The organism is Pseudarthrobacter defluvii (assembly GCF_030323865.1).
GTDB lineage: Bacteria > Actinomycetota > Actinomycetes > Actinomycetales > Micrococcaceae > Arthrobacter > Arthrobacter sedimenti.
Genome location: NZ_CP066362.1, coordinates 4,060,530 through 4,086,264 on the forward strand (window position 1 = coordinate 4,060,530; position 25,735 = coordinate 4,086,264).

Consider the following 25,735-nt stretch of genomic DNA (forward strand, 5'->3'; position numbering starts at 1 on the left):
TCCGCCCCAACCCTGCCGCCACCAACGCTAGGGACGCTTCCCTGCCCGGGTAAGCACCGCCGTCGGCTATGTGGACAAGTAACGTGGGGGACGCGCTTAAGGCGGCGCCGGACTTCGTGAAAGAATCAGCACATGCCTGAAACTGCCGCCACAGCTGACACCCGCACGCCCTCAGGACGCCTGGCCCTCGCCGCGTCATCGGAAAATATCGCGCTTGGCCCCCTGGACGGCCGCTACCAGTCCGCCGTCGCGCCCCTGGTCGACTACCTGTCCGAGGCTGCGCTGAACCGAGACCGCGTGGCCGTCGAAGTGGAATGGCTGATCCACCTGACCAGCAACAATGTCCTGCCCGGCGCGGGCCGGCTGAGCGCGGAACAGCAGAGCCAACTCCGGGCCATCGTCACGGAGTTCGACGCCGCGTCCGTAGCGGAGCTGGGCGAGATCGAGGCCGTCACCGTCCACGATGTGAAGGCCGTGGAGTACTACATCGGCCGCCGGCTCCCGGCGATCGGGATCGAAAACCTGACCGCCATGGTCCACTTCGGCTGCACGTCCGAGGACATCAACAACCTCTCCTACGCACTCGGCGTCAAGGGTGCTGTGGAGGACGTGTGGCTGCCCGCGGCCCGCGCCCTGGTGGCACAGATCAGCAGGATGGCCGAGGACAACCGCGCCGTCCCGATGCTGTCCCGCACCCACGGCCAGCCCGCCACACCCACCACTTTGGGCAAGGAGCTGGCAGTCATCGCGCACCGCCTGACCCGCCAGCTGGACCGGATTGCCAAGACCGAATACCTGGGCAAGATCAACGGCGCCACCGGCACCTACGCCGCCCATGTGGCCTCCGTTCCCGGCGCCGACTGGGAGCAGGTGTCCAAGTCGTTCGTCGAGGGACTCGGCCTGACCTGGAACCCGCTGACCACGCAGATCGAGAGCCACGACTGGCAGGCGGAGCTGTACGCCGACGTGGCGCGCTTCAACCGCATCCTCCACAACGTCTGCACGGACATCTGGAGCTACATCTCCATCGGCTACTTCGCGCAGATCCCGGTGGCCGGCGCAACGGGGTCGTCCACCATGCCGCACAAGGTCAACCCCATCCGCTTCGAGAACGCCGAGGCCAACCTGGAGATCTCCAACGGCCTGCTGGACACCCTGGCTGCCACCCTGGTGACCTCCCGCTGGCAGCGCGACCTCACCGACTCCTCCAGTCAGCGCAACATCGGCGTGGCGTTCGGCCACTCCCTGCTGGCCCTCTCCAACGTGGCCAAGGGCCTTGACCGCCTGGACGTTGCCGAGGACGTCCTGGCCGCCGATCTGGACACCAACTGGGAGGTCCTGGGCGAGGCAATCCAGATGGTCATGCGCGCCGAGGCGATTGCCGGCGTCGAAGGCATGGAGAACCCCTACGAGCGCCTCAAGGACCTCACCCGCGGCCACCGCGTGGACGCGGCCCGCATGCAGGAGTTCGTGCAGGGCCTGGGCCTCTCGCCCGAGGCTGAGGCACGCCTCCTGGCCCTTACGCCCGGCAAGTACACGGGCATCGCGGACCAGCTGGTGGACCACCTGAAGTAAGCCCGCACGCAGGGCAGGAAACGTACGACGGCGTCGCCGGGCTTCAAGAAGGCCCGGCGCCTTCCGTGCGTTCGGGGTGGGAAACTGGGAACATGAAGTTGCTCCTGATCCGCCACGGCGAAACCCCAGGCAATGTACTGGGCCAACTGGATACCGACCACCCTGGGCCCGGTTTGACCGAACTGGGCGAACGCCAGGCCGAAGCCATGGCGCGGGCACTGGTAAACGAACGCATTGACGCGCTTTACGCCTCCACCCTGATCAGGACGCAGATCACCGCCGCGCCGCTGGCCCGGCTGCACACCCTCGATATTGAAGTCCTGGAGGGGCTGCACGAGATCGAGGCCGGGTCACTGGAGAAACTGACCGACCACGAAGCCCACAAGCGCTACATGGGGACCGTGATTTCCTGGGCTGCGGGCGACCTGGACCGCCGCATGCCCGCCGGGCCCGACGGCCATGCCTTCTTCGAGCGGTTCGACGCCGCCATCGCACAAGTGGTGGAACGGGCTGAACGGCAGCAGCACGGCACGGTTGCCGTCGTCAGCCATGGTGCCGCCATCCGCACCTGGGCAGGACTCCGGGCAGATGGCGCTGACCACGAGTTCGCCGCACGCCATGTCCTGGCCAACACCGGAATCGTCGCGCTGAAGGGAGATGTGGCTGCAGGTTGGACCCTGATCCATTGGGATGGAAGCCCCGTGGGTGGCCTTGCCCTGGCAGACCCGACGGCCGGGGATCCCACCGGACGCGACGTAGCGGCTCCCTAGGCCCGCTGCCGGCGGCGTCGGGGAGAGAGTGCCCGCGTCGCCGGACACGTCCCGGCACCCGTCTGGCCACGCTGGCCACACTGGCGCCCTTGGCTGTGCAGGGTGCGCTGGATACCTTGGCTGGACGACGGTACCGCCGGAATCAGCTGTGCCGCCATCGCCGCGGCGGCTGCTGCCGTGGGACGTTCCGTGGCGTCCATCGCCGTTAGGGAACGCAGCAGGGCAGCCCAGTCACCCAGGGAATCCGGGATCTCGGGCGAGCGCAGGGTGCGGGCCACGAGGGATTCAACGGCGGTACCGGGAAAGGCCTTGGTGCCGGTGAGGAGTTCCAGCAGGACCAACCCCATGGCGTACACGTCCCAGGACGGCTCCGCTGCCCCGCCGGCGGCCTGCTCCGGGCTCATGTAGTGCACGGTTCCGGAAGAAATTCCGGGTTCGGGAGCCGCCCCCGCCGTGGCTGCAATTCCAAAATCGATGATCCGGACGGGACTTCTCCGCAGGCCGCTCAGCATCAGGTTCGCCGGCTTGATGTCACGGTGCACAAGGCCGCTGGCGTGAAGGTGCGCGAGCGCCTCAAAAAGGCCGCGCGCCCAGCGCGCAACATCATCCGGCCGTGGGCTCTGCAGCCGGATGGTGTCGGCCAGGCTCGTTCCCAGCGCCAGTTCCTCCACCAGGAAGGGACGCCCGGCGTGGGTACCGCCGTCGGGCATAACGCCCTGCGCAGTGAGCCGCACAATCGAGGGGTGGGTGAGTCCGGCGAGGACCCCGGCTTCGTTTTGGATGCGCTGGTGCTGCTTGCGGCCGTTGCCGGCAGCCATCTTGACCGCAACATCGGGACCGCCCTCCAGGTCTACCGCCCGAAAGACTTCGGCAGCAGACCCGCGGCCCAGCCGTTCCCGAAGTTGCCAACGCCCGGCAACAGTGCCGTTTGAACGGGCTGGGAGCAGCGCAGCAGGGGACGTCGCAGCAACTGCAGTTTCCAGGAGGCTCATGCGGGGGAAACCACTGTGGCATGTCCCCGCCGGGGGTCAGTGGACCAGGCATCGAGCTGGAACCCGCAGCCGCAACGCCAGACGGGTGGAAGCTCAGTACCGACGGCATCGGCGGGTGCAAAGGTATAGCTCGCGGTTTCCAAGCCGACCGCAGGGGTCACGAGCTGCATCGGGGTGCCGCGGTGGACCGCGCATCCGCCCTGCGGCGCAGTGGTGCCGTCCAGGGTGGATGGGTTCAGGTCCAAGTGGCTGTCCAGGATTACAGCGCCCAGGCCGGGATCAGGCGGCGAAACTTCGGTGAAAGTAACCAACACACTCACGACTCCGTTGGGAAGCAACATCAGGAACAATCGTAAGCTTACATATAACTAGGCCAACTAGCTAGTCAGCCTAGTGAACTTTTAGTTCTTCGCCTTCGTGCACCTGAAGCGACTGGGTCATGCGCTGGAGGAAATCGACAACGATGCGCGCTTCCTCCGCTGTCAGGCTTTCAGCAACCGTCATCATCCGCCGGTGCATGGCGCCAAGGGTTTCGCGCACCTCTTTGTCGGACTCGACCGTGGGAACCACCACCACGGAGCGGCGGTCGGAGGGATGCGGCTCACGACGTACATGGCCACTGCCCACCAGCCTGTCGATGAGCGAGGTGGTGGACGCGCTAGTAATATTGAGGAACTGGCTGAGATCCTTCGGCACAACCTGCTTGCCCGACGCCTGCACCCTCAGCAGGTAGCGCAGGGCAAGGATGTCCGTCTCCCCCATGCCCATGGAGTCCCTGGTGCTGCGGCGGATTTCCGTTTCAGCCGCCCGGTAGTCCCGGAGTGACTTCAGCACGGCTGCACTGTAGTCCAGCTGCCCGTCGGGTCCGTACCAGTAGCCGGATCCCTCGTTGCCCGTAGAAACCATGGGATCATTCTAGACCAACTGATAACTAGCCTGCCAAGTAAATTGCTTTGCCGCCTCCCACACACGTTAGCGAGGCCCTAACCGGCAGGAAACACCCACGTAACCGCCGGCGCCTAGCCTTGTCAGGCATACCCCTCCGGCGAATCGAGGCAGTTATGCAGACCAACCCCCGGCTGAACATCCGGCAGGTCCCCTGGTCCAACCCCGTAGGCGCGGACCTGCGCCATGCCCAGCAGGCCGAGCTGGACGCCCGCTTCGGCCGGCCCGACCATGAACCCGGCCCGCCGCCGTCGGGCGCCGACTGCGCTGTCTTCCTGGTGGCGTATGACAAGGGTTCCGGACAACCCGTCGGCTGCGGCGGACTGCGGCTCCTGGATGGATCGACGGCGGAAATCAAGCGCCTCTACGTACTGCCGTACACGCGCGGCTCCGGCGTTGCCAGTTCGATCCTGGCCGCACTCGAGGCGGAGGCTTTCAGGCAGGGCATAACCCGGATCAAGGCGGAAGCCGGCTCGGCCCAGCCGGACGGCCGCAATTTCTACCGAAACTCCGGATTCGAGGCAATCCCCAACTTCGGGCCGTACATCGGAGTGGAACACTCTTCCTGCTACGCCAAGACCATCAACGCCCACAGCGCCGCGCAGACCGCCATGGCCTAGCGGGGCATCGGAGCCCAGGACTAACGTTCGCCCCCGGTTTACGCCGCGGGCCCCAGCCGTTTCCCCAACTGGTTCAAAGTGGGCAGCCGGGCTGTTTATCGAATCGATAGCTATAACGGCCCGGTTTTTGTCATGCCCGGCTATAGGCTGTGCGGACATGCTCCGATTCCAGTCCAGAAATGAGTCCTGATCGTGCGTAAATTGCAGACTTTGGTTGCCGCCGCCGTCGCCGCCACCCTTCTCGCCGGCTGTGGCGGTGCCTCCACCCCGCCGGCCTCTACCGGTGACGCCTCCGGCGCTCCGGCGGGAGCCTCCGGGGACACCCTGGTGATCTACACCAACTCCAACGGCGAGGGCCGGGGCGACTGGCTGGCCGCCAAGGCGGCCGAGGCCGGATTCAAGATTGAGATCGTGGGGGCCGGGGGCGCCGACGCCACCAACAAGCTCATTGCCGAGAAGAACAACCCCATCGCGGACGTCGCGTTCGGCCTGAACAACATGTACTTCTCCCAGGTCAAGAACGAGGGTGCGCTGGAGGCCTACCAGCCCGCATGGGCGGGCGACGTGGACAAGGGCCTGGGCGACGGCGAGACCTACTGGCCCCTGGTGAAGCAGGCCATCCTCCTGGGCTACAACTCGGACAAGATCAGCAAGGACGCCGCGCCAAAGGACTGGACGGACCTGTGGACGAAGGACGAGTTCAAGAGCCGCTATGAACGGGTCACCGGCATGGGCACGGCCACCGCGCAGCTGGTCTTCGCAGGCATCCTCTCCAGGTACCGGGATGACTCCGGCGATCTGGGGATTTCCGACGACGGGTGGAAGCAGGTTGAGCAGTACTTCAAGAATGGCAGCCCCGCAGTGGCCAAGACCGACCTGTTTGCCCGCATCGCCTCCGGTGACGTGGACATGGGCCAGATGCCGTCCTCGATCATTGCCGACCGCGAAAAGTCCTTCAAGGTAAACGTGGACACTGTCATCCCCTCCGTGGGGGTCCCGCTTGCCGTGGAGCAGATAGCGCTGGTGAAGGGGACCAAGAAGAAGGACCAGGCGCAAAAGTTCATCGACTGGTTCGGCAGCGCCGAGGTCCAGGGCGAGTTCGCGCAGAAGTTCAACTCCATGCCGGTCAACAAGGGTGCCCAGGCAAAGGCCAACCCCGAGGTGGTGGACTTCTTTGCCGGCCTCAAGCAGCAGGACATCGACTGGAACTTCGTGCAGAAGAACATGGGTGCCTGGGTGGAGAAGATCGAACTTGAGTACATGACGTAACTCATACCGCCAGCCGCCATTCCCGCGTTCCACCAGACAGGGTTGCCATGATCCGCTTGGAAAACATCGAAGTTACCTTTGGCGATTTCACCGCCATTCCGCAGCTGGACCTGCATGTCCGGCCGGGCGAGTTCTTCACCCTCCTGGGGCCCTCCGGCTGTGGGAAGACGACGGCGCTGCGCACCCTGGCCGGCTTCATCCAGCCGGCCAGGGGTACGGTCAGGGTGGACGGCAAGGACGTGACCCGCCTTCCCAGCGACAAGCGGCAGGTGGGCATGGTGTTCCAGAACTATGCCCTGTTCCCGAGCATGAGCGTATGGGAGAATATCGCCTTCGGGCTCCGGGTCCGGAAGGAAAAACCGGCCGACAGCGACCGCCTGGTGCGGGACATTGCCCGGCGCGTGGAACTCAGCGAGGAGCAGCTGGCGAAGAACGTGGCCGAACTTTCCGGTGGCCAGCAGCAGCGGGTAGCCGTTGCCCGCGCCCTGGTGCTGCGGCCGAAAATCCTGCTGCTGGACGAGCCGCTGTCCAACCTGGACGCCAAGCTACGCCACCAGCTGCGCCAGCAGCTCAAGGACCTGCAGAGCGAGTTCGGCATCACCACCGTGTACGTCACCCATGACCAGGACGAGGCACTGGCCATGAGTGACCGGGTCGCCGTGTTCAACAAGGGCGTCGTGGAGCAGGTCGGCACCCCGCAGGACATCTACGACCAGGCCGCCACTGAGTTCGTCTGCAACTTCATCGGCGACAGTTCCACGCTGACGCCGGACTTCGTGGCGGAGGTCAACCGGCTTTCCGGCGCCGGCCTCAGCACGGATGCCAGGTCCTATCTGCGCGTGGAAAAAGCCTCACTGGACCGGCCCGGGGACGGAGGGACCGCCGTCGGACTTTCCGCCACCGTGGTCTCCCGCACGTACCACGGCCTGCACAGCCGCTACGTGGTGCGCAGCCACGGCGCTGACATTCGCCTCCTGGTCCGGGAAGACGGCGGCGCGCACCCCGAGGCCGGCACGGCCGTAACTGTCTACGTCCAGCCCGGGCACATCCTGCAGTACCATCCCGAAACCGGTGCCGCACTGGCAAAGGACCGGGCGGTTGCCCTGCCATGAGCGTCAACAACCCGGTGGGCAGCATGGCCCGCTCGCCGTTCGTCCTGGTGGTGGGGGTCATCCTCACCTGGTTCATTGCCGGCTTCCTGGTATGGCCCAACGTGAACATCCTGATCGCCACCTTCTTCCCCGACGGCAGCTTTTCGGGCCGCGCCGCGGAGAAGCTATTCTCCTCCCAGCGGGCGATGAAGGCACTGGGCAACAGCTTTCTCCTGGCCGTGGCGCTGTCCATCACCGTCAACGCGGTGGGGGTCTTCATCGTCCTGGTGACGCACTACTTCCGGATCCGTGGCTCCAGGATCCTCTTCCTGGGGTATGCCTCCACCTTCATCTACGGCGGCATCGTCCTGGCCGCAGGCTACAAATTCATCTACGGGGACAAGGGCATGGTCACCTCGCTGCTGGTCCGGATTTTCCCCGGGATGGACCCGGGCTGGTTCTCCGGGTTTTTTGCCGTCCTGGTGGTCATGACCTTTGCCACCACCACCAACCACATGCTGTTCGTGGCCAACGCTCTCAAGGGCATCGATTATCAGACCATCGAGGCGGCGCGGAACCTTGGCGCCTCCACGTGGACCATCCTGCGGCGCATTGTCCTGCCCATGCTCAAACCCACGCTGTTCGCCGTCACCATCCTGTCGTTCCTCACCGGCCTGGGCGCGTTGAGCGCTCCCCAGGTGCTGGGGGGCCGGGACTTCCAGACCATCACGCCGATGATCCTGACGTTTACCAACAGCCCCACCTCCCGCGACCTGGCGGCGCTGCTGGCCGTAATCCTGGGCCTGGCCACCATGCTGATGCTCGCAGTGATGTCCCGCCTGGAAAAGGGCGGAACCTACTTTTCAGTGTCAAAGGTGTCTTCCGAACTCCAGAAGCAGGAAATCACCAATCGCGCAGCCAACGTGGCCGTGCACGGCGTGGCCTATCTCCTCTTTGCCATCTACACGCTTCCGGTCGTGCTGATCGTGCTGTACTCGTTTGCGGACGGCGCTGCCATCCAAACAGGACAGCTCTCGCCTGCGAACCTGACACTGGACAACTACGTCCGCGTCCTCACCCAGCAGTCGGGGCTCCGGCCGTTCATCGTCAGCGTGGTGTACAGCGCCCTGGCGGCGGTCATCGCGGTGGGCGGGCTGCTCTTTGTGGCGCGGCTGCTGCAAAAGTACAAAAACTGGGTGGCCTCCACGTTCGAGTACCTGCTGCACATCCCGTGGATCCTGCCGTCCGCACTGCTGGCCCTGGGCCTGATTGTCAGCTACGACCACCCCAATCCCCTGGTGGGCGGTGCCGTCCTCACCGGGACAACGGTGATCCTGCTCATCGCGTTTGTCACGGTGAAGATCCCATTTACACTCCGGATGCTCAAGGCGTCTTTTGCCTCCGTGAACTCCTCATTGGAGGAGGCTGCAGCCATCATGGGTGCCAAGACCCTGTACGTCTTCAGGCGGATCCTCCTGCCGCTAGTGCTCCCGGCCGCGGCCGCCATTACGGCCTTGAACTTCAACAGCCTCCTCGACGACTACGACACCGCTATCTTCCTGGCCCATCCGCTGGTGCAGCCGCTGGGCCTGGTCATCAAAGCCAATACTGACGGCGCCGAGGGCACTGAGGGAATCGCGAACACATTCGTCTACACAGTGCTCCTCATGGTCATTACGGGCGTGACCATGTACCTCGTGTACGGCAGGTCCGGGCGGCGCAGGTCCAAGAAACCCCTGCCCGCCCTGCCTTCCGCATCGCAAGCCCCCGGCCCGGGAGCTCCTGGAGCGCAGGCGCCGGGTGAGGATGACGCCACGCGTCCAGCCGGTGCCGTTCGTTGATCAACCGCCGGAGGTGCTGCCGACGGCGGCCCCTGCGTTCCGCCGTCGGGCGAGGTTGAGCACGCGGTCCCGCAGCGGCTGGGCACTGTCGGCGAGCGCGATCCGTCCCAGCGCTGACGAGGCGACACTCACGGCGCGCGTGCGCAGCCTCCGCTGCCGGTTGTAAGCCCGCAGCGCCTGGTCCTCGGGCAAGGTGTTGAGGAGGTCGGCCAGCGTGACCGCGTCGACCAGCGATTCGCAGGCCCCGCGGCCCAGCGTGGGCATCATGGCATGCGCGGCGTCTCCAATGAGCACCCTCCTGCCGCTGACGTAGGAGCCGAGGCGCGGAACCGTCCACAGGCGCTGGACCAGGCATTCCTCCGACGTGGCTGCAGCCAGGGCGTGCCGGATGGCAGGGGCGTGGTTGGCGTAGCGTGCCCTTGCCTGCTCGAGGGCTGTCGCTGGGTCTATCCCGTACGGGCCGAGTTCCGACCGGTAGCTCGCATACCAAAAGGAGCCTCCACGCGCAGCGGCCATCCCAAACAGGTCTCCCCGGCCCCAGTACTCGCCCACCTCATCCGGTGCGACTGGAGTGGGGAGGGTGCCGCGAAGAGCAAGGTAGGGGGTGAGGCGGGCATCGGTGGCCCCGCCCCAGGCCGTACGCCGGACCATGCTGTGGACACCGTCGGCGCCCACCACCAGTCTGCCGTCCACGGGAATCGTCTGCACGGTGTCAGTGACCCTACGGACGGTAGCGGGCACGGCGGCATCCAGCAGCCGGAGCAGGTCTACCCGGGAAATGCCGAACATCTCCCCTGCATCGACGGTGACCCAGGGCTCCCCCTGTGCATTGCGGACCGAGCCTGTGCCGAGCACCGGACTGACTGCCCGCGCCTCGTCAAGGATTCCCAGTCGGGCCAGTGCCCGCTGGGCGTTTAGCCACATCCCCAGCGCATTGCCCACGGCAGGCAGTTCCGGACGTTTCTCATGGACGGTGACCTGGAAGCGGCTGGTATCCAAAGCAGCCGCGAGGGCGAGCCCGGCGATTCCGCCGCCAACGATCGTGATCGTTTCCATGCAGCACATTCTACTACTTTTGTAGTGAACAGGAAGAGCCCAATTACACTGAACGCATGCCGGACCGCCGCACCCAACTGCTCGATGCCGCCCTGGCCGTGGTGGCGGACCGCGGAATGAAGGGCCTCACCCACCGGGCTGTTGACGCCGCAGCAGAAGTGGCCGAGGGAACCACCTCCAACTACTACCGCAACCGCGCCACCCTGGTAGCGGCAGTGCTGGAGCGCCTGCTGGAGCTGGACGCAGCGCTCCTGGCGGAGCAGGGGCCGGCCGGGCCGCCCCGGAGCGTTGAGGAACTGGCAAACCAGTTGGCCTCCCTGGTGCTGGCGCTTGCGGGTCAGCATGCCGGCCTGACCCGCGCACGGCTGGCACTTTCCCTGGACAAGCCCGAGTCAGTAACCGCCGGCCATTTCCGGCTGGTGGGCGGCCTGGAACAGGCACTGGCCGCCTTGGGCGTACCGGACGCCGGAGCCAGGGCACGGGACGTGGCGGACTACGGCGACGGCGTACTGCTGCACCTGCTCACCGTGCGGCGGGATGACGCTCCCGACGCCGCCGCCATTGCGTCGGCAGTCCGGCGGCTGCTGGCGCCGTAAGACCGGCTGGCAGCCCGCCGTCGTAATCCTCCCTGGCTCAGGAGGCTGCGGTGGGCCAGCCCGTGTAAGCCTCGGCCAGGTAGGCCCTGCCATGCCGGGAGGAGACCACGGAGTTCAGTTCCCCGAGCTGGCGGGCGCGGGAGAAGTCATCGGCGCCCACGGGGGTGTGCAGCATGGTGGTCATCCAGTAGGAGAACTGCTGCGCCTTCCACACCCGGTCCAGGGCGCGATCGCTGTAGGTCTCCAGGAGCGCATCCGAGCCGGAGTTGTAGTGGCTGTCGAGGCCTTCGAAGAGGACCTTGACGTCATTGATGGCCAGGTTGAGGCCCTTGGCCCCGGTGGGCGGGACGGTGTGCGCGGCGTCGCCGGCCAGGAAAAGGTTGCCGTGGCGCATGGGCGTGTGGACGAAACTGCGGAACGGCAGGACCATTTTTTCCAGGACCGGGCCTTCCTTGAGCTCGAAGCCGTTACCGTTGACCCGGCTGCGGAATTCGGCCCAGATCCGGTCGTCATCCCATTCCGCGACGTTTTCCTTGGGGTCGCACTGGAAGTACATCCGCTGCACGGTCTCGGTGCGCTGGCTGATCAGGGCGAAGCCGTTGGCGGAGTTGGCGTAGATCAACTCGTCCGAGCTGCGCGGCGCCTCGGCCAGGATGCCGAACCAGGCGAAGGGGTATTCGTGGAAGTACCACTTGCGGTGGGCTTCGGGGATCTGGAACCGGCAGTGGCTGCGCGAGCCGTCGGCGCCGACCAGGAAGTCGGCCTGGATCTCGAACTCGACGCCGTCCGCATCGGTGAACCACACCTTCGGCTTGCCTTCGAGGTCGTGCACCGAGGTGTCGGTGACGCTGTAGCGGACGTCGCCGCCGTCGTCCTTGCGGCGCGCGGCGAGGTCCAGGAAGACATCTGTTTGCGGGTACAGCCACACGGACTCCCCCACCAGGTCCTTGAAGTCAATGCGGTGGCTCTCGCCGTTGAAGCGCAGTTCAATCCCGTCGTGCCGGTCGCCGTCGCGCAGCACCCGATCTGAAACGCCGCTGTCCACCAACAGGTTGACGGTGCCGTGCTCCAGGATGCCCGCCCGAACGGTGTGGGCGATCTGCTCGTGGCTGCGGATCTCGATCACGGTGGACTCGATGCCTGCCTTGGCCAGCAGGTGGGAGAGCATGAGTCCTGCGGGGCCGCCGCCCATGATGGCTACCTGGGTGGTGATGACTTTTCGTGCCATGGTCTGTTCTCGCTTCATTGCGGGCCCCGCCGGAGGCGGCACCGGGCTTCTTCGTCTGGCAACCAGTGTGGGCCGAAGCCGGTGACCTCCGTTACACCTATTCCGTTCAATGGATCAGAAGTCTGCCATTTGCCGGGCGATGCCGCGGGCAGCCGTTTGCAGCGCGGGCACCAATGCCTGCAGGCGCATCTCGCGGAGGGGAACCACGACGCCGAGCGAGGCCACGGCGCGCTGCCGCCGGTTCAGCACGGGGACGGCTATGCCCCAGGTGTCCGGATCCACCACGCCCTTGAGTTGGGCAAAACCCTGGTGGGAGGTCTCGGCAAGGAGGGCGCGCACGGCGTCAGGTCCGACTTTTCCATCCGGGTCCGTGAACCCGCGGAGGTATTCCTCCTGCGCAGCCTTGTCCTGGTGCGCCATCAGCGCCAGGCCTGCCGACGAAATATGGACCGGCATCCGGCCTGCCACCTGGGCCCGGTTGGCCACCGAACCCCGCCGGGACAGCCGTTCCACAAACAAGGCCTCCCAGCCGTCCAGCACGGCAAGGTTTACGTTCTGGTGCAGCACCTGCTGGATGTCCTCCATGAATGGCATGGCCGCCTGCCGCAGGGCGAGTGTTGGGGAGGTACGGTTCACCAGTTCCCATAACCTGACCCCGGGCCGGACCATGCCGCCCGGCGCCGCTTCCAGCAATCCATGGGCGGCAAGCTGGCCCACCAGCCGGTGCGTGGTGGTGAGCGGCAGGCCCGCCCGCTGGGCGAGGTCGCTCAGCTGCAGGGCGCCGATGTCCTGGGGAAACGCGGAAATCAGGCGGACGATCCGGTCCACCACCGAGTCGCCGGAGGGAGAGTTGGCCAGGGCGATCACCCGCTTCCGTTGAATGGGAAAACATGTCCCAGATTACACCCCCTGGTGATACAAACCTCACTGGGGATGTGGGCGATGCTGCCCAAAACCACCACGGCAAAGCAGCCCGCCGCTCAAACTCCTGGAAGATACACCGAGGTATTTCTATGTCATTTGCGCCATCTCAACCCCGCTCCAAGTGGCCGGTCTGGCTTTGCTGGCTCGCAATGGTCCTTGACGGCTTTGACCTGGTGGTGCTGGGCACCGTCATCCCCACGCTGATCAAGACCCACGACCTTGGTTTCGATGCCGTGGGCGCCACGTGGGCCGCCACCATCTCCCTCGTCGGCGTTGGCGCCGGTGCCCTGTTCATCGCCCCATTGTCAGACCGCTTCGGCCGGCGCCGCCTCCTGGTGGCGTGCGTCCTGTGGTTTTCGATCTTCACCATCGCCGTGGTGTTCGCTCCCAACGTCGCCGTGTTCTGCGTCTTCCGGCTTCTGGCCGGCTTGGGCCTGGGTGCCTGCCTCCCGGCCGCCCTGGCCTACATGAACGACTACGCTCCGGCAGGTACTGCCGGTAAGTCAACCACGCGCACCATGACCGGCTACCACGCGGGCGCCGTGGCCACGTCCTTCCTTGCCCTGATGCTGATCCCGGACTGGCGGATGATGTTCGTCGTCGGCGGGCTCGCGGGCATTGTCCTGGCTCCCTTCCTGTGGTTCAAGCTCCCGGAGACCCTCTCCTCAGCGGCTGCCCCGGCCACGGAAGCAAGGGAACCGGCCGCAGCCCCCACAGGCTTCCGGGACCTGGCCCGGAAGCCCTACCCCCTGGTGGCGCTGGCCATCGCGGCCGCTTCCTTCATGGGCCTGCTCCTGGTCTACGGACTGAACACCTGGCTTCCGCAGCTGATGGCCGGCGCCGGGTACACGGTCAGCACGGGCCTGGTCCTCCTGCTGGTCCTGAATGTGGGTGCCGTGGTGGGGCTGGTCATCGCGGGGATCCTGGCCGACAGGCACGGCACCAAGAAGGTGGTACTGCTGTGGTTCGGGCTCTCCGCGGTCTTCCTGGCGGTCCTTAGCGTCAAGATCCAAAGTGAACTGCTGCTCAACCTGGCAGTCTTTGTCACTGGCGTTTTCGTGTTCAGCGCACAGGTGCTGGTCTACGCGTGGGTCAGTCAGCTGTTCCCGGCAGCCCTCCGCGCCACCGCCCTGGGGTTCGCCGCCGGTGTGGGGCGGCTCGGCGCCATCCTGGGCCCCGCCGTTACCGGAACGCTGGTGGCCGCCAACATCGCCTACCCCTGGGGCTTCTACGTCTTCGCGGCCGCTGCCGCCATTGCCGTGGTGGCGCTGGTGGCAGTTCCGCACACCATCCGGGCAGTCCGGGAAGAAGCAGCCGCGGAACGCCCATAACCCGCCGCCGATCGGCCCGCCCCAGGCGCTCCGGGGGCGGGCCGATCGGAAAAGGCGGTCAGGCCGCCGTCGTGACCCCGCCCTGCCTGCTCCGCACACGGCGCCATAGGGCCGGAGCCAGCACCACAGTTATGCCGACGGCGGCACCAATGACCGTCTCCACGATGCGGTCGCGCAGCAGGAACGCAGGCGAGGCGGGAACAACCAACAGCGTGGAGATCAGCGCCAGGGGGGTGACGAACACCTGGGCCAGCAGGTATTGGCGGATGATGAACATTTCGGCGCCGAACTGGCACAGCGCCATGACGAGCACTGTCTGCCAGGGCTGCAGGCCCACCAGCAGGACGGCCGCCAGGACCAGCAGGCCCAGGACGGTGCCGATGATTCTTTGGATGCCGCGGCGCACCCGGTGCCGTGTGGTGTGGCCCACCAGGGGAACGACGGCGGCCACCATGGCCCAGTAGTTGTGCCCGAACCCCAGGCGGGACCCGGCCCAGGTGGCCAGTGTGCCGGCAAGTCCCGCGGCCACCAGGTAGCCCAACCCTTCAAGCCACGCCGTGCGCTTCTCCGTGGCAGTGCGCCGGATCCGCGGCGGCCTGGTCCACGGGGTGCGGTGGCTGGGAAGGATCCGGGACGAGAAGCCCACAAGCAGGGCGAACACCGTGGTGAGGACGGCCACCAGCATGCCCTGCCAAAGCGGCGGCTGGTTGGGAATGGACGCAATGGCGGCGAAAGCGAAGATGTGGAAAAGCGACCCTGCCGGGCGCAGCCGCAGCCAGGAGATGGCGACGGAACAGGCGCCTGCCACAAGCGTGGTGGCCAGGACCAGCAGCCAGGTGTGGGTGGCAGCATCCAGGCCCCAGGCAGGACCCATCCGGGCCGCGAGCGCCGCCAGGAAGATCACCAGCAGCATCAGCAGCCCGGCCCGCAGCTGCAGCACGAAGCGGACGGCATGCGGTTCGCCGCGGCCGTAGATTCCAGTGAAGGCGCCGAAGGACGCGAAGATTGCCACGTCCAGCCGGCCCAGCAGCACCAGCGTGATGAGGGGAACGAAGACGCCCACGGCACAGCGCAGCGCCGGGTGGTGGTCCTTGTTGCCGGGGCCGATGGTGAACATCTCGGCAAACAACTTCACGGGCAGCGCCTTCCTGGGGTGGATTCTGGACGGGCGGCCACGCTGACGTTCCTGATAAATCCTACGGCCCGGACCCTATGCAGCGCCCGCCGCGTTCCCCTGAATGGAATCGGAAGGCAACGCAGGGGAAATAACTCGGGGCAATGCTTGAGCCATGAAGCACCCTTCGTCCCACCCGACCGCTCAAGAATTGCGCTGCGAAGTCTGCGGCCAGATGCCGGAACCGCCCAAGGCCCGACTGACCGTGGCGAACGTGGCCGTGATGCTGCCCATCGAGCTGCTGGTCCACGCCCTGGTGGTGGAAACCCGCCTTCCTTATGTGGCCAAGGTGCTGGTGCTGGCCCTCACCGCGACGGTCCTGGTGATCTGGGTGGCCGAGCCATCAGCCGCCCGGCTCCTGCTCCGCTGGCTGCATGCTCCTGCGCTGCGGCGCCGCCGGCAGCTGGCGGCAGCCCCATCGCTGTGGCGGGCGCGGACAATGCTGCGGGACCAGCCCGGTTCACTGCAACGGATCACGCGGGCGCTGGCGCGGCTGGACAGCAACATCCTCAGCATCCACGTCCACCCTGTGCCCGGCGGAGTCCTGGACGAGTTCGTCCTCTCCGTCCCCGGCCACGTGCGCGAGCGGGAGCTTTTGACAGCACTGCACGACGGCGGCGGCAGCAGTTCCCACGTGTGGCCCACCACCGTACTGGCCATGGCGGATGGGCAAACCAAGGCGCTGAGCCTCGCGGCACGGATCGCTGCCGCCCCGGACGAACTGCCGCTGGCGGTGGCCGAGCTCCTGCACGCAAGGATCCTGCCGCCGTCGGACGCCGCCGGCACAGGGCCCGACGACGGAACGCGCCTTAAGATTCCAACCGCATGGGACGGGCCCATCACTTTCTCTCGGCCGGGCGAGCCGTTCACTCCGGCGGAATCGGCGCGGGCCCACCGGCTGGCTGAGGTGGCCGAAATTACTTCTTATCGGCCGGCCGCGTCCCCAACAGAACGTTGAGCCCCCACCCCACCACGGTGATCAGGATGATGGCACCGGCCATGGAGGCCAGCTGGACCGGGGTGGAGAGGATTGTTCACGGTTGCCCACTACCCGGCCGCCGCCAGTCACAATCGGTTGGGAAGCCGGCCACGCAGCCAGTGCCTGAAAAATCCTTGACAGTGGCGGGAGTCACTCCTACCTTTGATTTTGGGATCCCATTTTGGGATCCCAAAATTGCAAAGCTTCCGCTCGGCGCTCCGGATCGCCCAGCGGATTCTCCCCATGGCAACGGCCCAACGGGCACGTACCGCCCCGTTCGCATCCCCCCATCCGTAAACTTCCCCGTGAAGGAGAAGCTGTGTCCATCCCAAACACTGAAACAACGGCCACGTCCCCCCAGGCCACCCCCGGCACCGCCGACAAACCCGGACAGGACGGCACGCAACGACGCACTGCCGTCCGGTGGAAGCTCTTCCTGCTGCTCCTGGTCCTGGTGTCCGTCAACTACATCGACCGCGGTTCCATCTCCGTCGCCCTGCCCATCATCCAAAAGGAATTCAACCTCGCCCCCGAACTGGTGGGCCTGCTGCTCTCCGCGTTCTTCTGGACCTACGCCCTGATGCAGGTGCCCGTGGGCTGGCTGATCGATAAATTCGGTCCCCGCAAGGTGATGACCGCGTCCTGCATCGGCTGGGGCGCTGCCACGGCGGCCTCCGGAATGGCAGGCGGCTTCCTCAGCATGTTCATCGCCCGGCTCGGCATCGGCGTGACGGAGGCCGGCGTGATGCCCGCCGGCGGCAAGCTCAATGCCATCTGGATGCACAAGTCCGAACGTGGCCGCGGCGCCACCATCCTGGACGCCGGCGCACCCCTGGGTGCCGGGCTTGGCGGCATCATCATTGCCGGCCTCATCGCCTCCACCGGCAGCTGGCGCTGGTCCTTTGTCATCGCCGGCGCCGCCACCGTCCTCATGGGCCTGGCCGTCTGGTGGTACGTCCGTGACAACCCCCGCCAGCACCGCGGGGTCAACGACGCCGAGGCGTCCTACATCGAAGCGTCGCACGCCGCCGAGGATGCCGAAGCAGCCATGGACGGCAGCAAGGGCAAGCGCGGGCTGCTTCCCTACCTTAAATTCCGCTCCTTCTGGGCCATGTGCCTGGGCTGGCTCGGCTTCAACGGCGTGTTCTACGGCCTGCTGACCTGGGGCCCGCTGTACCTGGCCCAGGCCAAGGGCTTCGACCTGAAGACCATCGGCTGGTCCACGCTGGTGATCTTCGGCGCCGGGTTCGTCGGCGAGATCATCGGCGGCACCATCGCCGACAAGTGGCGCGCGTCCGGCGCCTCCGCCAACCTTGTCATGCGGACCCTCCTCGGCATCTCCAGCGCCATCGTCGTGGCAGGCCTGGTGGGCGTGACCGTGGTGCCTGACGCCACCACCGCCGTGGTCCTGCTCTCCGTGGTCCTGTTCTTCCTGCGCTGGGTGGGCCTGTTCTGGAGCATCCCCTCCATCCTGGGCGGCCGCACCAACGCCGGCGTCCTGGGCGGGGCGATGAACCTCAGCGGCAACATCTCCGGCTTCGTCACCCCCATCGTCGTCGGCCTGATCGTGGGCGCCACCGGCTCCTACACCTGGGCGCTGCTGTACTTCGTGGGTTCCGCGGTGATCATGGGCGCCTCTGTCCTCACCCTGAACTACAACAAGCGGCTTCCTGTCTAAGCTGACCCTCGCAGGGAAACTTGCAATCGACGCCCCCGCAGCCGGGAGCAGTGCCGTACGAGAATCCGGAATGGAGCATCATGCTGACCGCAGAAGAGACCCAGGACAAGGACCGCCCCCTCCGCGAGACCGTCCGGGACACCCTCCGCACCCGGATTTTCGAAGGACACTACGCTCCCGGCACGCGGCTGGTGGAACGCGACCTGGCAGCCGAATTCTCCGTCTCCCGGCTGCCGGTCCGCGAAGCCCTGCGAATGCTCCGCATGGAAGGCTTGATCAGTGACCGCGGCGCACGCGGGGCCGAGGTCAGCAGCCTCAGCCCCAAGGACGTGGAGGACCTCTTCGACGTCCGCCAGTCCCTGGAGGTGCTGGCCTGCCGGCTCGCCGCCAAGCGAGCCACCGAGGAGCACCTCGCCTACCTCAAGGGCCTGCTGGACAACGCGGAGGCCTTCCTGGCGAAGGGTTCCGTCATGGAGGCACACCGCTCCAACAGCGAATTCCACGACGCCATCACCCGGATCGCGGACAATAACTTCCTCAAGTCCGCCCTGGAACCCCTCCAGGGCCGCATGCACTGGCTGTTCCGGCACGTGGCCGACCTGCCCGAACTCATCCGCGAACACCGCGAACTCTTCGCCGCGATCGCCAGCGGCGACCCGGACAGGGCCGCGGCCCAATCCGCATCCCACATCGGGAAGTACCGGGACCAGTTTCCCGAGGACTTCCAGAAAACCGAACCAGAATTCCACCGGAAGAGAAAATGAAACTCCTGGTCATCAACCCCAACATCAGTGCCGACGTCACCGCACTGATCGAATCCGAGGCGCTGCGCTCCGCCTCCCCCGGAACCGAATTGATGGTCCGGACGGCCGGCCACGGCGTGGAGTACATCGAAACCCGTTTTGAAGCCCTCATCGCCGCCGGCGCAGTGGCCGAGATCATCGCCGAACACACCCGCCCCGGCGCTGACCCGGTGGATGCCGTAGTGGTCGCAGCCTTCGGGGACCCCGGCATGCCGGCCCTCAAGGAACTGGCGGACGTACCCGTCATCGGGATCACCGAGGCAGCCCTTTGCGCCGCGGCACTGCAGGGCCACCGCTTCTCCATCATCGCCATCTCGGACCGGATCAAGCCCTGGTACCGCGAATGCGTGGAACAATTCGGCCTGGCAGGCCGCCTGGCCTCCATCCGTTCCATCAACGACTCCCTCACCAGCATCGCCTCGGTCCAGCAGGACTTCCGGGAAACCCTGCTGGCACTCAGCCGGCAGGCCGTCGCCGAGGACGGCGCCGACGTCGTAATCCTCGCCGGTGCCCCGCTGGCCGGCCTGGCCCGCGAACTCAACGGACAGATTCCCGTGCCCGTGGTTGACGGTATTTCCGCCGGGATCCGCCTGGCGGAAGCCGTGGCTGCACTGCAGTCCGGAACCCACCGCGCCGGCGCCTTCGCCCCGCCCCCGGCCAAGGACCGCAAGGGCCTGTCGGGCAACCTGGACGCGGCCCTCGCCGCCCGCCAGGAGCACGCCGAAACCCCGCAGCCCGCCGCCTAAGCAGACTTCACCACCCCAAGGAGGACACCGATGTCCCACCAGCCAGACCTCGTCATTGCCAACGCCACCGTCGTCAACAGCACCGGCCGGCAGGAAGCCCACATCGTGGTGCACGAAGGAAAGATCGCCGCCCTCATCGACGCCGCCCAGCCGGTCCCCACGGCGGACCGCACCATCGACGCCACGGGAAGACTCGTGATCCCCGGCGGCGTGGACGGACACTGCCACGTGGCGCAGGTGACCGGCCGCTTCCGCACCCTGGACGACTACCGCACCACCTCCACCGCGGCCCTGTGGGGCGGCACCACCACCATCATCGATTTCGGTATCCCCCGCGATGCCCAGGAAACCCCGCTGGCCGCCGTCCTGCACAAGAAGGAACTGGCCACCCAGTCCCGCTGCGACGTCGCCCTCCACGGAGCCGTCATCAGCTGGGACGAAACCGTGCCGTGGCAGCTGGAACAACTGGCCACCGAAGGCGTCCGCTCGGTGAAGATGTACACCACCAACCGCGGCACCACCATGGCCGACGGCGACACCATCCTGAAAGTCATGCGGGAAATGGTGCGGCTGGACGGCCTGGCCTACATCCACGCCGAACACGACCCCATCATTGCCGACTGCACCGAACAGCACGCCCAGGACGGCCGCATCGGCATCGAACACTTGCACCGGACCCGGCCCGAACTGGCCGAGGAGATCTCCGTCAAGGAGACCCTGGCCATGGCCGAATACACGGGCGCCCCGGTGTACTTCGTCCACCAGTCCACGCCCGGCGCCGTGGACCTGGTCTCGCAGGCACGGGAGCGCGGCATCGAGGCCTACTCCGAAACCTGCCCCCACTACGTCACGCTGGACGACACCGTCTACGCCTCCACCTTCCCCGAGTGGTTCGCCTGCTGCCCGCCCATGCGCTGCGCGGAAACGGTGGCGGCCCTGAAGGAGCGGCTGGTCTCCGGTGCCATCCACACCATGTCCTCGGACCACTCCTGCTACGACCTGTCCCAGAAGCGCGAGCGCACCGACGACGTGCGTGCCATGCCGCACGGACTCCCCGGGGTGGAGACGCGCATGCCGGTCACCTTCACGGCAATGGCCTCCGCCGGGGCCAGCGTGGAACAGTTTGTCAGCGCCTTCGCTGCGGAACCTGCCCGGATCAATGCCGTCCCCGGCAAGGGCCGCATCGCCGAAGGATTCGACGCCGACCTGGTGGTTTTCGACCCCGCCGAGGAACGTACCGTGGACGGCGCAGCCCTCCACATGGGCACGGACTTCTCCCCCTTCGACGGGAAGGCACTCACCGGCTGGCCCGCCGTCGTTGTTTCCAACGGGCGCGTGGTCCTTGACGCGGACGGCTTCCACGATCCCGGCGCCGCGGGCCGCTTCATCCACCGCAACGGCTTCCGGCAGCACCAGTCCGCCCCCGACGCCGCCCAACTGCCCGCTGCCCTCTAGGAGCCACCATGCCTGCAACCATCCGCCCCCGCAGGATCGGCATGATCGTGCCGTCCTCCAACACCTGCCTGGAACCGCAGACGTACCGCATCCTGGGCAGCCGCACCGACGTGACGGTGCATTTCACCCGGATCCCGGTCACCCGGATCGCGCTCGATGATTCCTCGGACCGCCAGTTCGACCCTGCTGTCATGCGGGAGGCGGCACAGCTGCTGGCGACGGCGGACGTGGACGTGATTGCCTGGAACGGCACGTCAGGCTCGTGGCTGGGCGCCGCGCACGACCATGAACTGGCCGCGGAAATCACCGGCGCCACCGGAATCCCCGCCACCACCTCCACGCTGGCCTACCTTGAAGCGTTCCGCGCCTTCGGCACCGAACGGATCGGCCTGTTCACGCCCTACACGGAGGACGTTAACCGGCAAATCATCGCCTCTTATGAACGTGAAGGCATCAAGACCGTGGACCACCGGGCCCTGGGCCTGAGTGACAACGAGTCCTTTGCCCGCGTCACGGATGACGAGATGCGCCCCGGCTCGCTGGAACTCGCTGCCGCGGCCCCCGACGCCCTGGTGTACCTGTGCACCAACCTGTACGGGGCCAACATCACCGCGGAAATCGAGGACGCGACCGGTGTTCCGGTTCTCGATTCCGTGGCCGTCACGCTCTGGCACGCCCTTAAACTGGCAGGCGCGCCGCTGCTCGAGCGGCGCTGGGGCCGGCTGCTGGGCTGAACCCCTACATCCGCAGGGTCAGGGCACCGGGCTCCATGGTCATGAGCACGTGCTTGCCCTGGCCCTCGTGGTCGCCGTCCAGCTGGTAATCGTCCTTGTGCTCCAGCGTGATTTCCACGCTCTTGCCCTGGAAGTACTCCACCGAGGTGTCCTTGTTCCTGCCCTTGCCGATAATGCCGGCCAGCACGGACAGCCAGCCGAGCTTGCCGTGGTGCGGTGCCAGGACGGCGATGTCCAGCAGGCCGTCGTCGATCTTGGCCTCGGGGAAGATTTCCAGGCCACCCTGGACCTTGCCGCAGTTGCCCACCATCACGCTGCGGACGCCCCGATGCACCACTTGCTTGCCGTCGATTACCACGGTGGCCTTGATGGGCTTGCCTGGCAGGTTCCTGATCCCTGCGTCCACGTAGGCCAGCCAGCCCACCTTGTCCTTCAGGTCCTCATTCGTGTCCGCCATGATGGTGGCGTCATAGCCCATCCCGGCCATGACCAGGAACAGCTGGTCCTTGTCCGGGTCGCTGCGGCGGGCGCGGACCACGTCGATCTTCCGCTCGGTACCGATCAATGCCCCGGCCATGGCGCCGTCGTAATCGGTGACGTCCATGCCCAGGTTGCGGGCCAGCAGGTTCCCGGTGCCCAGGGGCAGGAGGCCCATGGGGGTATCGCCACCGGACAGCACCTCGGCCACGCAGCGCACTGTCCCGTCACCGCCGGCAGCGATCACGATGTCCGCGCCCTGCGCCAGCGCTTCCTTGGCCTGGCCCACGCCGGGGTCCTCCTTGGTGGTTTCCAGCCAGATGGGCTCGCCCCACCCGTTCTCCACGCAGTGCTTGGCCACCAAGCCGCGCACGTCGATATCCACCGGCTTGGCGGGATTGACGATGATGGCGGCCCGTTTGGGCGAAGTGGAGCTGGTCTCAGTCATGGCGTCCTCTAATGGCGGATGGAAAGCAAGCTTCTGAAAGAAGGGTATCCCGCTGCGGGGGTGGTCCGGCGCAGCGCGGTGGGCTACAGCGCCTTGACCGCGCCCAACACCTGCGCCAGGGAGTCCTTGGCGTCCCCGAACAGCAGGGACGTCTGCGGCTCATAAAGCAGGTCGTTCTCTATGCCGGCGAAGCCCGGGCGCATGGAGCGTTTCAGGAACACCACCTGCCGGGCCTCCGCCACTTCCAGGATGGGCATTCCGTAGATCGGCGAGCCCGAGGAGGTCTTGGCGGCCGGATTCACCACGTCGTTGGCGCCGACCACCAGTGCCACATCGGTGGTCTTGAACTCCGGATTGATCTCGCCCATCTCCTTGAGTGACTCATACGGCACATTGGCCTCGGCCAGGAGCACGTTCATGTGGCCCGGCATGCGCCCGGCCACGGGGTGGATGGCAAAGTCCACTTCGATGCCCCGCGCTTCCAGGGCCTGGGCCAGCTCGGCGGCCGTATGCTGGCCCTGTGCCACCGCCAGGCCGTAGCCGGGGACGATGATCACGCGCTGGGCGTACCCCAGCAGGACCGCCACGTCCTCCGGTGAGGACGAGCGGACCGGACGCTCGCTCACGGCGGTGGATCCCGCCGTCGAACCTCCCCGGAAGGCGCCGAACAGGATGCCTGCCACGCTCCGGCCCATGGCCGCCGCCATGGCGCGGGTGAGGATGGTGCCCGAGGCGCCCACCAGGGTGCCCGCCACCACCAGGAGGACATTGCCCAGCACCAGCCCTGACGCTGCCACGGCCAGGCCGGTGAAGGCGTTCAGCAGAGAGATGACAATGGGCACGTCCGCGCCGCCCACGGGCAGCACCAGCAGCACGCCGGCGGCAAGGCCCAGGACCAGCAGCACGACCGCAAGCGGCAATGAAGCGGTAAGCACCACAGCCGCCGCCGCGGCCACGGCGGCGAGCAGGACCACGGCCATGACCACCGGCAGCCCGCGGAACACCACCGGCCGGGTGGTCATCAGTTCCTGCAGCTTGGCGAAGGTAACGCCGGAGCCGGCAAAGGACACCGCACCGACCAGGAGCGTGAACACGATGGCCACCCGCACCCACGGTTCCTCCGCGTTGCCCAGTTCCAGGAGTGCCACCAGGGCGGCCGCGCCGCCGCCCACTCCGTTGAACAGGGCCACCAGCTGCGGCATCTGCGTCATTTTCACCCGGCGGGCCACCGGTGCGGCCACTGCGGAACCAACGGCGATGGCAGCCAGGATCCAGGGGATGTTCTCCAGCCGGGCGGACAGGAAGACGGTGACGACGGCGATCAGCGCCCCGAGTGCGCCCACCAGGTTTCCGCGGCGGGCGGTGCGCGGTGAGCTGAGCCCGCGCAGCGCCAGGATGAAGCAGACCGCCGCGGCGAGGTAGAGCAGGGAGGTCCAGACCGGATCGAGGAGGCTCATTTGCTGCCTGCCTTGGTGACCGCGTCCCTCTTGCCGTGGAACATGTGCAGCATCCGGTCCGTCACAACGAAGCCGCCCACCAGGTTGGCGGTGGCAAGGACGACCGCGAGCAGCGCCACCGCGAGCACCCACGGATCGGCTGCCTGGCCGGCCACGATGACGGCCCCCACCAGGATGATGCCGTGGATGGCATTCGCGCCGGACATCAGCGGGGTGTGCAGGGTGCTGGAAACCTTGGACACCACCTCGAAGCCGACGAACACCGCCAGCACCGTAATGGTCAGCAGGGCGATTCCGTCCATCAGAGCGCTCCTTCCTGCCCGGCGGCGGCAGCGGCGCCGGCCGTTGGGGCATGTGCCCTCGCCGCCAGCAATTCGGCCGTGGGCTGGTGCCGCACCTCCCCGCCGTGGGTCAGGCAGGCACCTGCCACCACTTCATCGCCGAAATCCAGCGTGAGGGCGCCGTCGCGGACCAGCAGGGCGAGCAGGTTGGCCACGTTCTTTGCGTAGAGGCGGGAGGCGTCCGACGCCATGGCTGAGGCCGGGTCCTTCAGCCCCACCAGGCTGATGTGCCCGGCGCCATCGGCGGTGGGGACCGGGATATCCTGGCCCGGCACTGAACCTTCCACGTTGCCGCCGGACTCCGCGGCGAGGTCCACGACGACCGATCCCGGGCGCATGCCCTGCACCATCTCCCGCGTCACCAAAAGGGGTGCCGGCCGCCCGGGGACTGCCGCCGTCGTAATCAAGACGTCCGACTGCGCCACGTGGGGTGCCAGCAGCTGCCGCTGCCGGGTGCCGGCGTCGGAACTCAACTGCCGGGCATAGCCGCCTGCCGCCTCCGCCGTCTCAAGGTCCAGCCGGATGAACGTGCCGCCCATGGACGCCACTTCGTCGGCGGAGGCTGGGCGGATGTCGTTGGCGAAGACGCGCGCGCCCAGGCGCTTGGCGGTGCCGATGGCCTGCAGCCCTGCCACGCCGGCGCCGAGCACCAGGACGCGGGCCGGCGGAACGGTTCCGGCGGCGGTCATGTACAGCGGGAAGAACCGGGGCAGCCGAATGGCGGCCTCCAGCACGCAGCGGTACCCGGCCACCAGCGCCTGCGACGTCAGCGCGTCCATGGACTGTGCACGGGATATTCGGGGCACCAGTTCCAGCGCGAAAGAAGTCACGCCGTTGCCTGCGAGTGCCTGGACGGCCGGGAGTTCGGACGACGGCGACGCGAGCCCTACGGTGACGGCCCCCCTTTTGAGGGATGCGGCGGTGTGCGGGTCGAGGGGGCGGACGTGGGCCAGGATGTCCAGGGCGGCCAGGTCCAGTTGCGGGACAACCGTGGCGCCGGCTTTTTGGTATCCGGGGTCTGCGTGCCCGGCACCGTCCCCTGCCCCGGCTTCGACCAGGACTTCCAGCCCCATCCCTGCCAGCTGTTTGACAGTGTCCGGGGTGGCGGCCACGCGCCGCTCGCCCTCCCGGCGTTCCCGCGGAATCCCCAGTTTCACCCGCCGACTCCTCCTCCTGACGAGCAGTGCAGCGGCTCTGCTGCACGC

The 25,735-nt window shown here is 66.9% G+C and carries 25 protein-coding genes; 14 read left to right on the plus strand and 11 right to left on the minus strand.

Going from position 1 to position 25,735, the window contains the following annotated elements; all coding sequences use genetic code 11:
- The first annotated feature begins 132 nt into the window (after positions 1–132).
- Together purB and JCQ34_RS18855 are read left to right on the plus strand one after the other, a co-directional pair.
- A complete protein-coding gene (purB, locus tag JCQ34_RS18850) occupies positions 133–1,575 on the plus strand; it encodes an adenylosuccinate lyase (protein ID WP_286400384.1) in 1,443 nt (480 codons plus the stop codon).
- Between the two features lie 92 nt (positions 1,576–1,667).
- On the plus strand, positions 1,668–2,345 hold the full coding sequence (locus tag JCQ34_RS18855; RefSeq protein WP_286400386.1) for a histidine phosphatase family protein: 678 nt from the start codon (positions 1,668–1,670) through the stop codon (positions 2,343–2,345).
- Here JCQ34_RS18855 and JCQ34_RS18860 read toward each other — a convergent pair.
- The 3 genes from JCQ34_RS18860 to JCQ34_RS18870 are packed head-to-tail and all read right to left on the minus strand — an operon-like array spanning position 2,342 to position 4,243.
- On the minus strand, positions 2,342–3,337 hold the full coding sequence (locus tag JCQ34_RS18860; RefSeq protein ID WP_286400388.1) for a serine/threonine-protein kinase: 996 nt from the start codon (positions 3,335–3,337) through the stop codon (positions 2,342–2,344). The genes JCQ34_RS18855 and JCQ34_RS18860 overlap by 4 nt on opposite strands.
- Positions 3,334–3,678: a hypothetical protein gene (locus JCQ34_RS18865; RefSeq protein ID WP_286400390.1), complete on the minus strand. Its 345-nt coding sequence runs from the start codon at positions 3,676–3,678 to the stop codon at positions 3,334–3,336. Before JCQ34_RS18865 ends, JCQ34_RS18860 begins: the two co-directional genes overlap by 4 nt.
- Before the next feature lie 49 nt (positions 3,679–3,727).
- Positions 3,728–4,243: a MarR family winged helix-turn-helix transcriptional regulator gene (locus tag JCQ34_RS18870; RefSeq protein WP_286400391.1), complete on the minus strand. Its 516-nt coding sequence runs from the start codon at positions 4,241–4,243 to the stop codon at positions 3,728–3,730.
- A 155-nt stretch (positions 4,244–4,398) separates the two neighbouring features.
- Between JCQ34_RS18870 and JCQ34_RS18875 the strand changes: the two genes are divergently transcribed.
- The 4 genes from JCQ34_RS18875 to JCQ34_RS18890 all read left to right on the plus strand — a co-directional run bounded on the left by JCQ34_RS18875 (position 4,399) and on the right by JCQ34_RS18890 (position 9,103).
- On the plus strand, positions 4,399–4,902 hold the full coding sequence (locus tag JCQ34_RS18875; RefSeq protein ID WP_286400392.1) for a GNAT family N-acetyltransferase: 504 nt from the start codon (positions 4,399–4,401) through the stop codon (positions 4,900–4,902).
- A gap of 192 nt (positions 4,903–5,094) precedes the next feature.
- Entirely contained in the window at positions 5,095–6,171 is a 1,077-nt protein-coding gene (locus tag JCQ34_RS18880) for an extracellular solute-binding protein (protein WP_286400394.1), read from the plus strand.
- A 47-nt stretch (positions 6,172–6,218) separates the two neighbouring features.
- Complete coding sequence (locus JCQ34_RS18885; RefSeq protein ID WP_286400396.1) at positions 6,219–7,283, plus strand: ABC transporter ATP-binding protein; 1,065 nt, start codon at positions 6,219–6,221, stop codon at positions 7,281–7,283.
- Entirely contained in the window at positions 7,280–9,103 is a 1,824-nt protein-coding gene (locus JCQ34_RS18890) for an ABC transporter permease (protein WP_286400398.1), read from the plus strand. The genes JCQ34_RS18885 and JCQ34_RS18890 overlap by 4 nt, the downstream gene beginning before the upstream one ends.
- Here the strand turns inward: JCQ34_RS18890 and JCQ34_RS18895 are convergent, their stop codons facing one another.
- Entirely contained in the window at positions 9,104–10,159 is a 1,056-nt protein-coding gene (locus JCQ34_RS18895) for an FAD-dependent monooxygenase (protein WP_286400399.1), read from the minus strand.
- Between the two features lie 56 nt (positions 10,160–10,215).
- On the opposite strand from JCQ34_RS18895, the gene JCQ34_RS18900 reads away from it, so the two are divergent.
- Complete coding sequence (locus JCQ34_RS18900; protein WP_286400401.1) at positions 10,216–10,755, plus strand: TetR/AcrR family transcriptional regulator; 540 nt, start codon at positions 10,216–10,218, stop codon at positions 10,753–10,755.
- A 37-nt stretch (positions 10,756–10,792) separates the two neighbouring features.
- On the opposite strand, the gene JCQ34_RS18905 is transcribed toward JCQ34_RS18900, so the two are convergent.
- Both JCQ34_RS18905 and JCQ34_RS18910 read right to left on the minus strand, forming a co-directional pair.
- Positions 10,793–11,983 carry a 4-hydroxybenzoate 3-monooxygenase gene (locus tag JCQ34_RS18905; RefSeq protein ID WP_286400403.1) on the minus strand — a complete coding sequence of 397 codons (1,191 nt, stop codon included), beginning with the start codon at positions 11,981–11,983 and terminating at the stop codon, positions 10,793–10,795.
- A 114-nt stretch (positions 11,984–12,097) separates the two neighbouring features.
- Positions 12,098–12,841 carry an IclR family transcriptional regulator gene (locus JCQ34_RS18910; RefSeq protein ID WP_286404677.1) on the minus strand — a complete coding sequence of 248 codons (744 nt, stop codon included), beginning with the start codon at positions 12,839–12,841 and terminating at the stop codon, positions 12,098–12,100.
- A 215-nt stretch (positions 12,842–13,056) separates the two neighbouring features.
- Between JCQ34_RS18910 and JCQ34_RS18915 the strand changes: the two genes are divergently transcribed.
- The gene (locus JCQ34_RS18915; protein WP_286400405.1) at positions 13,057–14,238 is read left to right on the plus strand and encodes an MFS transporter; all 1,182 of its coding nucleotides are present in this window, start codon (positions 13,057–13,059) and stop codon (positions 14,236–14,238) included.
- 58 nt (positions 14,239–14,296) lie between these two features.
- Here JCQ34_RS18915 and JCQ34_RS18920 read toward each other — a convergent pair whose 3' ends face one another.
- On the minus strand, positions 14,297–15,373 hold the full coding sequence (locus JCQ34_RS18920; protein ID WP_286400407.1) for an FUSC family protein: 1,077 nt from the start codon (positions 15,371–15,373) through the stop codon (positions 14,297–14,299).
- Between the two features lie 154 nt (positions 15,374–15,527).
- On the opposite strand from JCQ34_RS18920, the gene JCQ34_RS18925 reads away from it, so the two are divergent.
- The 6 genes from JCQ34_RS18925 (at position 15,528) to JCQ34_RS18950 (ending at position 21,807) form a co-directional block, all read left to right on the plus strand.
- Entirely contained in the window at positions 15,528–16,370 is an 843-nt protein-coding gene (locus tag JCQ34_RS18925; RefSeq protein ID WP_286400408.1) for an ACT domain-containing protein, read from the plus strand.
- 340 nt (positions 16,371–16,710) lie between these two features.
- Entirely contained in the window at positions 16,711–18,069 is a 1,359-nt protein-coding gene (locus JCQ34_RS18930) for an MFS transporter (RefSeq protein ID WP_286400410.1), read from the plus strand.
- A 50-nt stretch (positions 18,070–18,119) separates the two neighbouring features.
- On the plus strand, positions 18,120–18,833 hold the full coding sequence (locus JCQ34_RS18935) for a GntR family transcriptional regulator (RefSeq protein WP_286400411.1): 714 nt from the start codon (positions 18,120–18,122) through the stop codon (positions 18,831–18,833).
- Positions 18,830–19,618 (plus strand): aspartate/glutamate racemase family protein, encoded by a 789-nt coding sequence (locus tag JCQ34_RS18940; RefSeq protein WP_286400413.1) that lies wholly within the window; start codon positions 18,830–18,832, stop codon positions 19,616–19,618. Before JCQ34_RS18935 ends, JCQ34_RS18940 begins: the two co-directional genes overlap by 4 nt.
- 30 nt (positions 19,619–19,648) lie before the next feature.
- Positions 19,649–21,073 carry an amidohydrolase family protein gene (locus JCQ34_RS18945; protein ID WP_286400415.1) on the plus strand — a complete coding sequence of 475 codons (1,425 nt, stop codon included), beginning with the start codon at positions 19,649–19,651 and terminating at the stop codon, positions 21,071–21,073.
- An 8-nt stretch (positions 21,074–21,081) separates the two neighbouring features.
- Positions 21,082–21,807, plus strand: coding sequence for a maleate cis-trans isomerase family protein (locus tag JCQ34_RS18950; protein WP_286400417.1), 726 nt, complete (start codon positions 21,082–21,084; stop codon positions 21,805–21,807).
- A 4-nt stretch (positions 21,808–21,811) separates the two neighbouring features.
- On the opposite strand, the gene JCQ34_RS18955 is transcribed toward JCQ34_RS18950, so the two are convergent.
- From JCQ34_RS18955 to JCQ34_RS18970, 4 genes are all read right to left on the minus strand, one after another.
- On the minus strand, positions 21,812–22,732 hold the full coding sequence (locus tag JCQ34_RS18955; protein WP_286400419.1) for a diacylglycerol/lipid kinase family protein: 921 nt from the start codon (positions 22,730–22,732) through the stop codon (positions 21,812–21,814).
- A gap of 83 nt (positions 22,733–22,815) precedes the next feature.
- Positions 22,816–24,189, minus strand: a complete 1,374-nt coding sequence (locus JCQ34_RS18960; RefSeq protein WP_286400421.1) for an NAD(P)(+) transhydrogenase (Re/Si-specific) subunit beta — start codon at positions 24,187–24,189, stop codon at positions 22,816–22,818.
- Complete coding sequence (locus tag JCQ34_RS18965; protein WP_286400423.1) at positions 24,186–24,491, minus strand: NAD(P) transhydrogenase subunit alpha; 306 nt, start codon at positions 24,489–24,491, stop codon at positions 24,186–24,188. Before JCQ34_RS18965 ends, JCQ34_RS18960 begins: the two co-directional genes overlap by 4 nt.
- On the minus strand, positions 24,491–25,687 hold the full coding sequence (locus tag JCQ34_RS18970) for a Re/Si-specific NAD(P)(+) transhydrogenase subunit alpha (protein ID WP_286400425.1): 1,197 nt from the start codon (positions 25,685–25,687) through the stop codon (positions 24,491–24,493). Before JCQ34_RS18970 ends, JCQ34_RS18965 begins: the two co-directional genes overlap by 1 nt.
- Positions 25,688–25,735: the final 48 nt, after the last annotated feature.

Excerpts from the sequence above, each read along its gene's own strand:
- JCQ34_RS18915 (WP_286400405.1), top strand. The coding sequence starts at position 13,057 with ATGGTCCTTGACGGCTTTGACCTGGTGGTGCTGGGCACCGTCATCCCC.
- JCQ34_RS18900 (WP_286400401.1), top strand. The coding sequence starts at position 10,216 with ATGCCGGACCGCCGCACCCAACTGCTCGATGCCGCCCTGGCCGTGGTG.
- JCQ34_RS18945 (WP_286400415.1), top strand. The coding sequence starts at position 19,649 with ATGTCCCACCAGCCAGACCTCGTCATTGCCAACGCCACCGTCGTCAAC.
- JCQ34_RS18950 (WP_286400417.1), top strand. The coding sequence starts at position 21,082 with ATGCCTGCAACCATCCGCCCCCGCAGGATCGGCATGATCGTGCCGTCC.
- JCQ34_RS18895 (WP_286400399.1), bottom strand. The coding sequence starts at position 10,159 with ATGGAAACGATCACGATCGTTGGCGGCGGAATCGCCGGGCTCGCCCTC.
- JCQ34_RS18905 (WP_286400403.1), bottom strand. The coding sequence starts at position 11,983 with ATGGCACGAAAAGTCATCACCACCCAGGTAGCCATCATGGGCGGCGGC.
- JCQ34_RS18885 (WP_286400396.1), top strand. The coding sequence starts at position 6,219 with ATGATCCGCTTGGAAAACATCGAAGTTACCTTTGGCGATTTCACCGCC.
- JCQ34_RS18890 (WP_286400398.1), top strand. The coding sequence starts at position 7,280 with ATGAGCGTCAACAACCCGGTGGGCAGCATGGCCCGCTCGCCGTTCGTC.
- JCQ34_RS18925 (WP_286400408.1), top strand. The coding sequence starts at position 15,528 with ATGAAGCACCCTTCGTCCCACCCGACCGCTCAAGAATTGCGCTGCGAA.
- purB (WP_286400384.1), top strand. The coding sequence starts at position 133 with ATGCCTGAAACTGCCGCCACAGCTGACACCCGCACGCCCTCAGGACGC.
- JCQ34_RS18860 (WP_286400388.1), bottom strand. The coding sequence starts at position 3,337 with ATGAGCCTCCTGGAAACTGCAGTTGCTGCGACGTCCCCTGCTGCGCTG.
- JCQ34_RS18960 (WP_286400421.1), bottom strand. The coding sequence starts at position 24,189 with ATGAGCCTCCTCGATCCGGTCTGGACCTCCCTGCTCTACCTCGCCGCG.
- JCQ34_RS18875 (WP_286400392.1), top strand. The coding sequence starts at position 4,399 with ATGCAGACCAACCCCCGGCTGAACATCCGGCAGGTCCCCTGGTCCAAC.
- JCQ34_RS18855 (WP_286400386.1), top strand. The coding sequence starts at position 1,668 with ATGAAGTTGCTCCTGATCCGCCACGGCGAAACCCCAGGCAATGTACTG.
- JCQ34_RS18940 (WP_286400413.1), top strand. The coding sequence starts at position 18,830 with ATGAAACTCCTGGTCATCAACCCCAACATCAGTGCCGACGTCACCGCA.
- JCQ34_RS18955 (WP_286400419.1), bottom strand. The coding sequence starts at position 22,732 with ATGACTGAGACCAGCTCCACTTCGCCCAAACGGGCCGCCATCATCGTC.
- JCQ34_RS18870 (WP_286400391.1), bottom strand. The coding sequence starts at position 4,243 with ATGGTTTCTACGGGCAACGAGGGATCCGGCTACTGGTACGGACCCGAC.
- JCQ34_RS18965 (WP_286400423.1), bottom strand. The coding sequence starts at position 24,491 with ATGGACGGAATCGCCCTGCTGACCATTACGGTGCTGGCGGTGTTCGTC.
- JCQ34_RS18865 (WP_286400390.1), bottom strand. The coding sequence starts at position 3,678 with ATGTTGCTTCCCAACGGAGTCGTGAGTGTGTTGGTTACTTTCACCGAA.